General features: G+C 36.3%; 11 protein-coding genes. 5 read left to right on the top strand and 6 right to left on the bottom strand.

Translation table 11 applies throughout. The annotated features are described in order from the left end of the window. Nucleotides 1-226: 226 nt before the first annotated feature. The gene (locus tag CQ046_RS13795) at nt 227-1312 is read left to right on the top strand and encodes a sensor histidine kinase (RefSeq protein ID WP_228406955.1); all 1086 of its coding nucleotides are present in this window, start codon (nt 227-229) and stop codon (nt 1310-1312) included. Further along, a complete protein-coding gene (locus CQ046_RS13790; protein WP_105702829.1) occupies nt 1305-2003 on the top strand; it encodes a LytR/AlgR family response regulator transcription factor in 699 nt (232 codons plus the stop codon). Before CQ046_RS13795 ends, CQ046_RS13790 begins: the two co-directional genes overlap by 8 nt. A 53-nt stretch (nt 2004-2056) precedes the next feature. On the opposite strand, the gene CQ046_RS23985 is transcribed toward CQ046_RS13790, so the two are convergent. The 5 genes from CQ046_RS23985 to CQ046_RS13775 all read right to left on the bottom strand — a co-directional run bounded on the left by CQ046_RS23985 (nt 2057) and on the right by CQ046_RS13775 (nt 6536). Next, nucleotides 2057-2191 carry a hypothetical protein gene (locus tag CQ046_RS23985; protein ID WP_262484685.1) on the bottom strand — a complete coding sequence of 45 codons (135 nt, stop codon included), beginning with the start codon at nt 2189-2191 and terminating at the stop codon, nt 2057-2059. Nucleotides 2192-2429: 238 nt separating this feature from the next. Further along, on the bottom strand, nt 2430-2567 hold the full coding sequence (locus CQ046_RS23585; RefSeq protein WP_165790518.1) for a hypothetical protein: 138 nt from the start codon (nt 2565-2567) through the stop codon (nt 2430-2432). A 155-nt stretch (nt 2568-2722) separates the two neighbouring features. After that, a complete protein-coding gene (locus tag CQ046_RS13785; RefSeq protein WP_105702828.1) occupies nt 2723-3445 on the bottom strand; it encodes a hypothetical protein in 723 nt (240 codons plus the stop codon). A gap of 56 nt (nt 3446-3501) precedes the next feature. Then, the gene (locus CQ046_RS13780; protein WP_105702827.1) at nt 3502-5889 is read right to left on the bottom strand and encodes a M1 family metallopeptidase; all 2388 of its coding nucleotides are present in this window, start codon (nt 5887-5889) and stop codon (nt 3502-3504) included. A 68-nt stretch (nt 5890-5957) separates the two neighbouring features. Then, the gene (locus CQ046_RS13775) at nt 5958-6536 is read right to left on the bottom strand and encodes a HupE/UreJ family protein (protein ID WP_105702826.1); all 579 of its coding nucleotides are present in this window, start codon (nt 6534-6536) and stop codon (nt 5958-5960) included. A gap of 151 nt (nt 6537-6687) precedes the next feature. Here CQ046_RS13775 and CQ046_RS13770 point away from each other — a divergent pair, with 151 nt between their 5' ends. The 3 genes from CQ046_RS13770 (at nt 6688) to CQ046_RS13760 (ending at nt 12461) form a co-directional block, all read left to right on the top strand. Continuing rightward, a complete protein-coding gene (locus CQ046_RS13770; protein WP_165790517.1) occupies nt 6688-9906 on the top strand; it encodes a S8/S53 family peptidase in 3219 nt (1072 codons plus the stop codon). Nucleotides 9907-9987: 81 nt separating this feature from the next. Next, nucleotides 9988-10503 carry a DUF6702 family protein gene (locus CQ046_RS13765; RefSeq protein ID WP_105702824.1) on the top strand — a complete coding sequence of 172 codons (516 nt, stop codon included), beginning with the start codon at nt 9988-9990 and terminating at the stop codon, nt 10501-10503. A gap of 161 nt (nt 10504-10664) precedes the next feature. Then, a complete protein-coding gene (locus tag CQ046_RS13760; RefSeq protein ID WP_105702823.1) occupies nt 10665-12461 on the top strand; it encodes a tail fiber domain-containing protein in 1797 nt (598 codons plus the stop codon). A gap of 132 nt (nt 12462-12593) precedes the next feature. Here the strand turns inward: CQ046_RS13760 and CQ046_RS13755 are convergent, their stop codons facing one another. After that, nucleotides 12594-13178, bottom strand: a complete 585-nt coding sequence (locus CQ046_RS13755) for an ACP phosphodiesterase (RefSeq protein WP_105702822.1) — start codon at nt 13176-13178, stop codon at nt 12594-12596. Between the last annotated feature and the right edge of the window lie 37 nt (nt 13179-13215).

Below are 13215 nucleotides of genomic sequence, written 5' to 3'. Positions count from 1 at the left end.
TATCAAGCAAAATGATAAAATTAGCGTTAATTGTATATTAAGTTTCATGTAATATTTGATTAATATTGCGGTTTCTCAAATATATTTATTCAGAAGAGCGGGCTTAGATTTTTTCAATCAATGACAGTTTTTCTCAACGAACTGCATTTTGAGATAAAAAGATATTATATTTGATGCGTTTCAAAATAAGGTATGGAGTATGTTTTTAATCATTAATTTTATAATTATGTTATTGATTATCAGGATTTTATTTAGTGGTAAAATTCTGGAAAGCCTTATGAAGTACCGTTGGAAGTTTTTGTTGAGGTTTCAGCATGTATTTTTCCTTTTCATCTTCATTTTGATGACTTATTTCACCGAAAACTACTTCCTGGATTCCACTCAGCTGGTAGTGAGCATTATTTTGAATACCATTTTCAATGTTGGAATTTATTATCTGGTGTACTATTATTTGGTTCCCCGATTCTATTTATCCAATAAATATCCGGAGTTTATCCTGTATGCTTTAATCTGCTTTTTAGTATCCAGCCTTTTCAGGATTCTGTGGGAGCCAGCCGTTTTTCAGATAGACTTCAGCGAAAAAGGCTACCATGTCGGTTTTCTGTATAATGTGTATATTTCTCAGGGAATAATAATCCTTGTAGGTTCTTTTTTGGGGATTACCAAAGACAAATTTTTAATAGAGCAGGATGTGATCAGCCTTGGTGAAGAGAAAGATCAGCTTTACCTTGATTTGTTGAAATCTAAGCTAAATCCTCACTTTTTGCTGAATACCCTTAATAACATTTATGCGAACAGTTTTACCCATTCAGAAAAGACATCGGATTCTATTTTGCAGCTGAGCAAACTTTTGAAATATATTATTTATGACAGCGGAAAAGAAAAAGTAACCGTTTCCCAGGAATTTTCTTCATTGAAAGCACTTGCCGCTTTATACCAGCTTAAATACAATAATCAACTTGATATTGTGATGGATATTGAAGATCAGGAAGAATTTGACATTGCTGAAATTCCGTCTGCTATATTGCTTACTTTATTTGAAAATGCTTTAAAACATTCAGCGATAGGGGAAGATATTCACGGTTTTATAAAACTGTTCTGTAAAATTGAACGGTCTGAACTGTATTTTGAAATTATAAATTCTGTCGGGAAAGATAGAATTCATGAGGTGGAATCCAATTATCACGGGTTGGGTAATGAAGCAATTATTCATATATTGGAAAAATTTTATATGGAGCAGTATGAATTTTATTCCGGACCGAAAGAAAAAGATCAATATAAAATTGCTTTAACAATTACTATCAATGGCTAATCTGACTATCGTTAATGTAGATGATGAATATCCTGCATTAAAGCTTGTAAAACAATATTGCGATCAGCTTGAAGAGGTTGAATTGCTGGCTTCATTTCAGAAACCGGAAGAAGCACTGGCTTTTCTGAAAGCAAATAAAGTAGATCTTGTGGTTTTCGATATCAATATGCCCGGGATCAACGGAGTTGAACTTTTACAGCAGCTTCCCGATCCGCCACTTTGTATTTTTATTACCTTAGAAACAAAATATGCGGTGAAAGCATTTGAGCTGGATGTTGTTCATTATCTTATCAAGCCTGTAGATTTTGATACTTTTAAAAAAGCAGTCAATAAAGCAAGGGATTTTGTTCAATTTAAAAGCTCGGCTAATAATCAGCAGCAGGAAGACTACATCATGTTCAAATCCAATTATGTGATGAATAAGGTCTTTCTTAAAGATATTCTATGGATACAGGGATTTGGAGAGTATATTGTCCTGATGACGCCTCTGAAAAAGTATATGATTCTGGATAGAATGTCTAATTTTGAAGAGAAATTTCAACATTTTGGGTTTATCAGAATTCACAAGTCTTATATTGTGTTATCAGAGCATATCAATTCTTATAACTCCGGACATGTTTTTTTGAAAAACGGAGATGAACTTCCGTTGGGAAGAACTTATAAAAAGAATTTAAAAGAACATTTAGGATAAAAAATAAAGCCGGAAATTTCCGGCTTTATCTTAAATTGTTATCTGATGACAGACTATGGGCAATATTGTCCCGGTCCTATCCACAGGATACACTGTCCTTTGTAATTGTACTCACAGCAAAAACGTCCTGCTGCTCCGCCATTGATTGATTTCTGAGCATCTCTGCTTAATAATTTAGCATTTTTCATAGTTAGAAATATTTTGATTTGTACATTCCTGAGCATTTAAAGTCAATCAGGATTTTGACATTTGGTGTAAAAGAAGTATATCAAAGATACTATTTTTCTTTATTGTGTGATATATTTTATTGGTGTTTTTTTTAAATAAAATTTTGATTATCAGATTGTAATGAACAGATAATGGAAGGTATAAAAAGAAAAAGCCGGAAATTTCCGGCTTTATTCAAAATTGTATCAGATCATCGAACTAAGGACAGTTTTGTCCCGGCCCAATCCATAAAGTACATTTTCCGTTGTCGTCGCGTTCGCAGCATACAAGTCTGGCAGCAATTCCGCCATTGATTGTTTTTTGAGCATCTCTGCTTAATAATTTTGCATTTTTCATAAGTAATATTTTGATTTGTACGTTCCTGAACATTTAAAGTCAATCAGGTTTTTGACATTTGGTGTTTATGGTGATTCAAATATAAAACTTTTTAATTCAGGTTGTTATGTTTTTTGTAGATGAAAATAAGATGTTGGTATCTGGATTTAAGTAATTTATGGAGCTGTTTCTAAATACATTTTTCTTCCTGCCATTTCTATATCCTGCTTTACAATTTTCCTTGTTGCTGCATCAATATAATAGGTTACTGCGGTAGCTCTATTGCTAATGTCATCATTGGTTTTTACTGCCCAAACTGGTTTTCCTTTATATTCTGTTTTTTGAGTATCCAGAATGTAGGCTTTCATCATCCCTTTTTTCTCAGATTTGGGGTTATAATCGAAAATAGAAATCTCGGCAGTATAGTGTTCTTTCAAAGGAAGATATCTGATCAGCATGGCATAGCTGCTGCTGTCAAAATAGGGATCTGCAGGAATTTCGATCACGTCTTTTTTCTGAGATTTCTTATCCAGATAATATCCGGTGACCTTATCTTTTTCAGACTTGAGAACCATGTCTCTCATTGAATTGTAAGAAGAGTGGTAGACTGGGCTGAAATTGGAAGTTTTTACAAGAGTAGAATCCGTCCATTGAGCATCCGGAGCCTGTTTCATTTTTACAGTAGTTCTGATAAGAAGATCTGCTTTGTTGAGTTTTTTGATCTCAGTAATAATGCTTCCTATTTCTATTTTTGTGCCTGCATTTTCAGCAAACCATACCGCTTCAGAAGTTTCATTCTGGATGAGTTTTGAATTGATCCCGGTATTTTCAGGAGTAAGTAGTTTCTGGGGAAAAAAATTAGCACTACTTAGTATTAAAAGGAAAAGAATAGTTTTCATGATCTTTTTAATAATAAGTAGTGCTGTATTTGTTAAAAGTTACAACCTTTTGGCTTTTAACTCTTTCCGGCGGCCTGCATTGGGTTGACCTTTCCGGTGGAGCCTCCTCTTACAGAACCCGCTTCCTGTTTTTGTTTAAAGAGCTGGAATTTTGAAGTTTCAGCACCGGATCCGGCACTGGTCCATAAATTATTAGTTGTATCAATATCAGCAGTTTCTCTCATCGGATCAAGCTGAATAGATTTTATTTTTTTATCAAAATAATAGGTTTTGGAAACCTTTTGCTCGTTCAGTCGCCAGATCTGTGCGGCAGACTTGTCATATAATTTGGAACCATCTTCAAAAGTAAATTCAAGGATGATAGGCATTACCAATCCGCCCTTGTTCACAAAATCAATCTGATATTCTGTAATATTCTTGAACTTTTCTTTATCCTTGGTATCTAAAGGAAGGCCTGCCTCTGTTTTGATGGTGTATTCCTTATTATTATCTACCTTTTCCTGACCTCTGTCATATCTGTAATAGAAATCCTGAGCGTCCTTATCACCGTCAACATAGAATTTGATATTCTTGTCTTCTCTGTTTCTGATTTTTGAAAGATCTTCAAAACTGCTTACCAAAGGTTTCTCTACCTGATATTTTACTTCCGCCGCAGCTTTTGGATCTGTTTCAAGGTTTGGAACAGCTACTGTTACTTTATCAATAGCGATATCTACAGGATCTGTACCGTAGAACCACCCTCTCCAGAACCAGTCAAGATCTTCACCACTGGCATCTTCCATTGTACGGAATAAATCTGCAGGTTCAGGATGTTTGAATGCCCATCTTTTTGCATAGGTTTTAAAAGCTTTGTCGAAAAGCTCTCTTCCCATGATGGTTTCACGAAGAATATTCAATCCTGTAGCAGGTTTTGAATAGGCATTCGGACCATATTGAACAATATTCTCAGAGTTACTCATGATAGGCTCCAGCTGATCTTTCGGCAGTTTCATATAATCTACGATCGTCCATGCCGGTCCTCTTTTGGAAGGGAATTTATTATCCCATTTTTCTTCTGTAAGATACTCCGTAAAGGTATTCAGACCTTCATCCATCCATGCCCACTGTCTTTCATCAGAATTAATGATCATAGGGAAGAAGTTGTGACCCACTTCGTGGATGATTACCCCAAGCATTCCATTTTTGGTTCCTTCAGAATAGGTTCCGTCTTTCTCCGTTCTTCCGAAATTGAAACAGATCATAGGATATTCCATTCCGTTGGAAGCCTCTACAGATTGCGCTACAGGATAGGGATAAGGAATTGTAAATTCCGAATAAGTTTTTATGGTATGAGCTACAGCCTTTGTGGAAAACTTTCTGTAAAGACCATAAGATTCTTTTGGATAGAAGCTCATTGCCATTACCTTATTATTGTTCTCAGGAATCGTTACACGCATTCCGTCCCAGACAAATTTTCTGGAAGAAGTCCATGCAAAATCACGAACATCTTTTGCTTCGAAAACCCATGTTTTTCTTTGTTTTGAATGATTTTTCTCTGCTTTTTTAGCTTCATCCAACGTTACAATTTCAATAGGCTCAGCTGCATTTTCAGCCTTTTTATATCTTGATAGTTGATCAGAGGTAAGCACCTGATCATAGTTTTTACATTCTCCGGTTCCTCCTACAATATGATCAGCAGGAACATTCATAGAAACTTTAAAATCTCCGAAAACCAAAGCAAACTCACCTCTTCCGGTAAACTGATGGTTTTGCCATCCCTGGAAATCACTGTACACACACATTCTTGGATACCATTGTGCCATCGTATACAGATCATTGCCGTCTTCAGGGAAGTTTTCATAGCCGCCTCGGCCTCCCATCTTAATTCTGTTGGAAATATTGTAATTCCAGTCTACTTTGAAAACGAATTTTTCCCCTTTTTTCAAAACTTTAGGAAGATCAATACGCATCATCGTCTTGTTGACGGTATACTTCAAAGGATTTCCTGAAGCATCAGTTACTTTTTCAAGACTTACTCCATAGCCATTGTCTTTCACGGGAAGCTCAGAAACTTTAAGCTGCTGATCTGTGGTGGAAGGACGAAGAACAGATGAAGCGTCGTATCCGGCGTTTCTGATGCTTGAATGTTCATTTTCATCAAGCTGCAGCCAGATATAATCCAGTTCATCAGGAGAGTTGTTGTAATAGGTAACTGTTTCTGAACCTTTCAGATTTCTTTTATCCTCATCCAGATAGGCGGAAATGTTATAATCGGCTCTGTTTTGCCAGTATCCGTGTCCCGGAGCTCCTGAAGCCGTTCTGTAGATGTTGGGTGTTGGTAGAATTGTTCCCAGCTGCTCAAACCTGTTACCATGATTGCTGCCTGGGTTATTCTGAATATTTTGTGCGGTGAAACCTGTATATGCAAATACAGAAATTGAAAGTATAACAACTTTTAGTTTCATAACCGAAAAGGATTTATTAATGATCAAATATAGGAATAAGCTATTGAAATAATATCAATATTTAACTTTTAAAAAGGAATTCTTTCCAATGTCATTTTTAAGGAAAGAGCAAATACTCCGGAAGAGACAAAAAGAATCCAGTCTTTCTTATTCACTTTAAAAATGTTAAGCAGTATAAACAGAATAATTAAAATAGCAGAAACAATTACAATCTGCCCAAGTTCGAGACCTATATTGAAGCCTAATAGTGGTAATGCAATGCTTTGACTTTTTGCAATCATTACTCTTGCTGTATTGGCGAATCCCATTCCATGAACAAGTCCGAAGATGAGAGCAAGGTAGTAATTGGCGCGCATCAAAGTCTGCTTCTGGTTTTTCATAATAATATTATCCAAAGAAGTCACAACAATAGTCAGAGGAATCAAAAACTCAACCCAAGCGGAAGGAACTCTGAAGACATCCAAAATACTTAAAGCCAATGTAATGGAATGCCCGATAGTAAATGCAGTAACAAGAATCAGGATTTTTTTCCAGTCATTGTAAGAATAAACAGCAATCAAAGCCAATACAAACAGCTGGTGATCTAAGGCATCCAGAGAGATTATATGCTCCCATCCAAGGTGTAAATAAAAAAGAAAATCCTGCATTTTGATTAAAATATTTTATATTTTGAATATTTTGTTAAAATTTAATTAATTCAATAGTTATTTTCATGTTTTTACTTTAATAATTACTAATATGGTGAATTATTTATTTATAAAATAAAAATTGTATAATTGTAGATCTAAAAAAATGAAAATGGATATTAAAAAATTATTCTTTACAAAAGTACACATTTCGCCCGGAGGAACGAAGCTTCTTCGAAATGCTACTGTAGCATTTTTGGGGTTGTATTCCTATGCTTTTTATGGGCAAGTACAAAAATTAGACTCCAGATTTGATATTTTATTGAAAAATAAGGAGAGCATTGCCAATGGAAGAGTTGTAAAAGAATTGGAACGCCCCGATATGAAACTTGATCAACATTTGGTGGTGACTTCAAAAGGAGCACAAACCATGTATTCATGTATTATTTATACTAAAGAACCGGAAAAACTGAAAGCTGACGGTTTTCTGGTACAAAGCCAGCTGCCAACTTTCTCTACAGCGTTAGTTTCCATAGAAGATATTGAAAGACTGATGACATTACCCTATGTGACTTCAGTAGCCGCACCTGCATTCGATGAACTTCATAATGATGTAAGTAGAGCTCAATCCGGAGCAAGTCTTTTGCAGGATGGAGTTTTCAATAATACGGCTTATAACGGTACCGGTGTCCTAGTAGGGATTTATGACAGCGGAATAGACTGGAAGCATCCTGATTTCCGAAAAGCTGATGACCAGACCAAAAGCAGAATTGTTTCCATATGGGATCAGACATTAACGGCGCAATTTGGAGAGACTACTCCTACAGGATTTTCTACAGGGGTAGAATACACAAGAGCACAGATTGAAGATGAACTGGATGGAACACCTACAGGCTACGTTCGCGAAAATGATACCAATGGACATGGAACTCACGTTTCAGGTACTGCTGCAGGAAATGGTTCCTGTTTTACAGATAAAAGACATAAAGGATTCTCGTCTGATGCGGATATTGTCTTTGTAAAAGGAGGTAATGGATCTTTTCCTACAACCAATACAATTAATGCTTTAACCTACTTTAAAAACGTAGCAACAGCTCTCAATAAACCTATTGTTGTCAATATGAGTATCGGTGGTCAGAGCAGTGCCCATGACGGAACTTCCAGCCATGAAGTAGCAGTAAATAACTTTACTACTTCGGGGGCAGGAAGAGTAGTCGTGATTTCTGCAGGTAATGATTATGGAGCTAATCTTCACAGAAAAGTAGATATAGCAGCCAATGCGGCACAGACCTATACTTTTACAGTAGCAAGTAATACTTCTGCGGCATCTGTATTTTCATTTATTATGTATGCTAATGATAATTCTCCTGTTACAGCAAAGCTAACAACTCCTGATGGACAGGTGTATACCCAAAATATAAGCACTACAACCACTCATAGTATATTGGGAGGAGATCTTACAGCTACGATGTATAATTATTGGGGAAATGATAATAACAAACGATATGTTCAGCTGGTAGTATCCAGAGTTTCAGGAACTACGAATGCTCAAGGGAATTATACATTAGAAATTACCAACAACGGCACACAGCAGATAACAACCCATGGCTGGTTGTATAGCCAGGGAGTGGCAACAACATTACAAAACGGAGATAATGAATATATTGTAGGATCACCAGGAAATGCTTCTAATGCTATTACTGTAGCCTCATATATGGGAAGAGCGAGTTGGTATAGCGGAACAAGCGGTTATTTTACGCTTACTCCTCAGGAGTCCATTTCTTCATTCAGTTCACAGGGGCCAAGAGTGGATGGTGTTCAAAAACCGGAGATCGCAGGTTCTGGTCAGAATGTAATTTCTTCAAGATCCGCCGATTCAGCTCCTGCTGCTACAGATATTATTGCAGGAACTACTTATTATGTGAAAAACCAGGGAACCAGTATGTCTTCACCAGGAGTTGCAGGAGCAGTAGGTTTATTGCTTCAGGCCAATCCTACATTAACTGCAGCACAGGTGAAATCACGTCTTACAGCTAATGCAAGAATGGATGGTGCTACCGGAGCAGTTCCTAACATGAGATGGGGATATGGTAAACTAGATATTTATAAAGCAGTTACTGATGAATTAGGATGCGTGAAATCTAATTTTGAGACTATAGGTTATGATGAACCTTATATTATTGCAAATACAGAATCTAATTATTATTTTGATAATATAGCCCTTGCGGTAAGATATACGCCAACATTAACAGGGAAATTGGGCGGGTTTTCATTCTTAACCGGAACTTCAATACCTTCAGATATTCCGGTCGATATTCAGATCAGAAAAGTGAATGCCAGCGGAAATCCAGGAGATATTATTGCTACTAAAACCATCACGTCGTGGCTTAATAATACGCAAAAATTCACATGGAATTATGTGAATCTTTCCGATCTAAATGTACAAATGGTAACCGGAAAAGAATTTTATATTGTTGTAAATGGCTTAGGAGGAAGAATTGCCATGAAAGCTGAAAATGCTGTGGTGAATAACAGGTCTAAGACATCTACAGATGGTACCACATGGACTTCAAGAACATTTGACCTTAAAATGAGAGCCGTAATTTATGAAAATGTAGCTGAAGTAAAGAATTTAGCCACTTCCAATCAAACGAAAGCAAATACCGTAGCTAATGGAAACAATTATTTCACTAATGCCTGCCAGCTTATTGCAAGAGTGGAGAAAGAAACAGCAAGTACAGTAACAGGAAATGTAACTTCAAAAGTATGGGTGGATAATGCACAGCCAAACTATGTGGCAAGAAGATATGAAATCAATTCTGATGCAAACACAACTACAGCAACCGGAAAAGTAACTTTATACTTCAAACAGGCTGATTTTGATGCTTATAACCTGACAAGCGGAGTGAAACTACCTACTTCACCTACTGATGTTGCCAATAAAGCCAATCTTCTTATTGAAAAATATACTGGAACAAGTACAACAGGTACTACGGCTTCTTTTGGAGGATCTGCAACAATTATTACTCCTGATATTGCAGATATTATCTGGAATGATACCTATCAGTACTGGGAAGTAAGCTTCCAGGCAACAGGTTTTGGCGGATATTTTGTTAAAACAGGAACTACATTAGGAACAGCAGACATTAAACTGAATTCAGAAGTGAACATCACTCCGAATCCTGCGAAAGACTTTGTAAATGTAGTTTTGGGCAGACATTCTAAAGGAACGGTAACCATTTATGATGTTTCAGGGAAATTGATAAAAACTGTAAATGTAGATACCCATTCAGGTAGAATTAATGTTTCGGAACTGGTAAAAGGAACTTATCTGTTTACCATTGTATTGGAGGATAATACAAAAATTACGAAAAAAGTAATTAAAGAATAAGACTTCATTATCAAATTCAAATAGTAAAGCAGCAGTTTCTATAACTGTTGCTTTTTTTATATTTGCTGTAAAATAAAATTCATGTCGGGTAAGTTTTTTTGGAGTTTTCTTTTATCATTAACGGTGGTTTTTCAGAGCTTTACGAGCAGTGAAGCTTTTCACCCCTATCATGTAGGTTCTGTAGAAATTAATTATAATTCGAAATCCAGAACATTTGAAGTGACGGGAAGATTCTTCCTTGATGATATGGAAAGTGGTTTGGGGAAAAAATATGGGGGAACTTTCCATTTTAATGATGAAAAGTATAAGGCAAAACTGAATGAGGCATTACAGAAATACTGTTCAGAATATTTCAAATTGAAAGCCGATAACAAATTTTTAAAGGTTAATTATATTGGCTGCGAAGAAGATCAGGAATCTGTAAATGTTTTTCTGGAATCTGAACCCGTTGCCACGCCTAAAAAAGTAGAAACTGCAGTTAGTTTTCTCTATAATCTTTTTGATGATCAGATCAATATAGTCCATATCATTGTGAACGGCCAAAGAAGCAGTGAAAAACTTACCTATCCTAACCGTTATTTATACAAAGTGTTTTGATTTAATCTTATTATTTTGTTCATAATAAAGTTCATTTGTTAAATTAAGATAATTAATATTTAATTAATTTATGTATTGTTTTAATCAGTATATTTGATATATTATTGCAAATGATTCAGTTTATATAAATTTAATTTATTATTAATATAAAATGACTTTTTATGAAAACAAAATTTTATTACCCATTTGTATTCCTCTTTGGCTCTTTTTCATTTGTAGCGGGTCAAGTTGGGATTAATACAACAACTCCTCAATCTACATTAGATGTAACAGGAAATGGTGTTTCCACAACTTCAAAAGATGGGGTGATGGCACCAAGAATTACTCGGCAGCAGCTTGCCGCAAAGGCACCAAGTACGTATGGCTCAAATCAGTTAGGTGCTATAGTGTATGTAACTGATGCTACAGCTCCGTTTGGAACTATTCCTAGTGTGGCTCAAACCATAGAGATTACAGCTGCCGGTTATTATTTTTTCAATGGAATACTTTGGAAAAATGTAACTGATGGAGCGGTAAATCTTTATAACTCTGATGGAACACTTACCGGAACGCGAACGGTAACACAAGGCGCGAATCCATTGACCTTTACATCAACAGCTGTCAACGGATTCTCTGTAGATGGAACTACGCTTTCCGTAGATGCCGCTAACAATAGAGTTGGGATTGGATCTGCTGCACCACAAACCAGTGCTCATATATTGAACACAGGAACAGGCGGAACTGCTGTAACAGCTGCTAATACTACTAATATGGCATTGCGGTTAGAGAACAATGTTAATGGTCAAGCTGTGATCCAACACCTTTTAGCAAAAGATGCCTCTGGTGCTACCAAACAATCAGTAATGGGACTTAATCCTACTATTGTGGGGGGGAATGGTATTTTTCTTCTTAGTCGAGACGGAGGTGTTAACGATATGGTAATGGACCTTGTCAATGGTAATTTTGGGATAAATGCAATTCCTACTGCTACTGAAAAACTTACAGTTATTGGTAACTCACACATAACTACTACCGGAACCGGCGGAAATGTTGTAGCAAATACTAACACAGCCAATATAGCATTGAGGTTAGAAAACGCGGGTAACGGTCAGTCTGTGATCCAGCACCTTCTGACAAAAGATGCTTCCGGTACAGCTAAAGAGACGGTGATGGGAATTAATCCCACCGTTAATACAAATGGAATTTTCCTCCTTGCCCGAACCAGTGCTAACGACTTTGTAATGGATCTTGCAAATGGTAATTTCGCGATGGGTGCACTTCCTACCACTACCGAAAAACTTACGGTTAATGGTAATTCACACATAACTACTAATGGAACGGGAGGGACTGTAGTAACAACATCCAATACGACCAATATGGCATTGAAGTTAGAGAATAGTGGTAACGGCCAGGCTGTTATCCAGTACCTTCTGGCAAAAGATGCTTCCGGTACTAACAAGGAGGCGATAATGGGAATTAACCCTACTACTGGTGGTGGAAATGGTATTTTCCTTATTAGCCGGACCGGTAGTAATGACCTGGTAATGGACCTGGTAAATGGAAACTTTGGATTGGGTACTACTCCTACGGGTACTGCAAAGCTAACTGTTGCCGGAAATATTGTGGCATCAGGTACAATTACACCATCAGATATCAGGATAAAAAAAGATATTGTTGATAATGCCTATGGATTAAAAGAAATCTTAAATCTTCGCACTATTAATTATAAATATAAAGATGAGAAACTGAGTAAAGACAAAAAAATAGGATTTATAGCCCAGGAGGTTAAGGCAGCAATGCCAGAACTAGTGAATGTTGATAATGATGAAATGAAAACACTAGGTGTGAATTATGCTGAAATGACTGTTGTTCTTACTAAGGCAATGCAGCAACAGCAGCAGCAAATTAATAAAATGCAAGAAATGCTAAAAATGCAGCAGGAAGAAATTAATTCTCTAAAAGCACAAATTAAAAAATAGACACAATCCTATAGTTTTAAAAAACTCTTAAGGTGAAAGTTCCCATTTACCTGTTTTTAAATTTAAAATAACGGATTCTAACAGCACAAATACTTAAAACACTTACTTTGGTAAGTGTTTTTATTTATCCTTTTATTGCAATAGTGTATTAATTCCTTTCGCATGAGCTAGCAAGTCAGGAAAAAAATCATCATAACATTGCTGAAGATGATTTTTGTTCTTTAAAAAAGCTTCAAAAACAGGGATATCTTTATCAAGGTATTTAGCTTTATTCAAGACATTCTGAATACTGAATTTAATTCCCCAATCTTCACGGTAATTATAAAGCCAGTCGTCATGCTCCATTTTGACAAGCATTTTTTTGAAATTTTCCGGCAGCCATTGCTCATTAGCGTTCAAAACGCTGTAAACCTTAAGAGAATGTGCTTTCCATTCTGTGAGGGTGTTTAAAGAAAGGTCGTTGGCCACAAAGTAATCCATAGAAACATCCACAAATGCCCCTGCATACAGTCTTACCAAAGGAGCAAATACTTTTTTGGCTTCATGAATGGCAGGATGAGAATCTGTAAACGTATCAATAGCTCTGTGCAGGGTAATTCCGTCCTGAATATCTTTCGGAAAAGTAAAACGATCTCTGTTGCGGATAAAATCTTCGAGAAATTGCCCCACGACCTGCCCGTCGGTAAAAGAAAGAAAGGAATGCGCCAGATAATTCATAACTTAAAGGTATGAATTAAATGTGGATAGTGAAAGG

The organism is Chryseobacterium sp. MYb7 (genome assembly GCF_002979455.1).
Classification (GTDB): domain Bacteria; phylum Bacteroidota; class Bacteroidia; order Flavobacteriales; family Weeksellaceae; genus Chryseobacterium.
The sequence above is the reverse complement of the archived record's forward strand: the minus strand, read 5'-3'. Positions and strand labels throughout refer to the sequence as shown.

What these genes read in the sequence shown, in the direction of transcription:
- CQ046_RS13775 (WP_105702826.1), bottom strand. Translation starts at nt 6,536, where the DNA reads ATGCAGGATTTTCTTTTTTATTTACACCTTGGATGGGAGCATATAATC.
- CQ046_RS13765 (WP_105702824.1), top strand. Translation starts at nt 9,988, where the DNA reads ATGTCGGGTAAGTTTTTTTGGAGTTTTCTTTTATCATTAACGGTGGTT.
- CQ046_RS23985 (WP_262484685.1), bottom strand. Translation starts at nt 2,191, where the DNA reads ATGAAAAATGCTAAATTATTAAGCAGAGATGCTCAGAAATCAATCAAT.
- CQ046_RS13780 (WP_105702827.1), bottom strand. Translation starts at nt 5,889, where the DNA reads ATGAAACTAAAAGTTGTTATACTTTCAATTTCTGTATTTGCATATACA.
- CQ046_RS13790 (WP_105702829.1), top strand. Translation starts at nt 1,305, where the DNA reads ATGGCTAATCTGACTATCGTTAATGTAGATGATGAATATCCTGCATTA.
- CQ046_RS13785 (WP_105702828.1), bottom strand. Translation starts at nt 3,445, where the DNA reads ATGAAAACTATTCTTTTCCTTTTAATACTAAGTAGTGCTAATTTTTTT.
- CQ046_RS13755 (WP_105702822.1), bottom strand. Translation starts at nt 13,178, where the DNA reads ATGAATTATCTGGCGCATTCCTTTCTTTCTTTTACCGACGGGCAGGTC.
- CQ046_RS13795 (WP_228406955.1), top strand. Translation starts at nt 227, where the DNA reads ATGTTATTGATTATCAGGATTTTATTTAGTGGTAAAATTCTGGAAAGC.
- CQ046_RS23585 (WP_165790518.1), bottom strand. Translation starts at nt 2,567, where the DNA reads ATGAAAAATGCAAAATTATTAAGCAGAGATGCTCAAAAAACAATCAAT.
- CQ046_RS13760 (WP_105702823.1), top strand. Translation starts at nt 10,665, where the DNA reads ATGAAAACAAAATTTTATTACCCATTTGTATTCCTCTTTGGCTCTTTT.
- CQ046_RS13770 (WP_165790517.1), top strand. Translation starts at nt 6,688, where the DNA reads ATGGATATTAAAAAATTATTCTTTACAAAAGTACACATTTCGCCCGGA.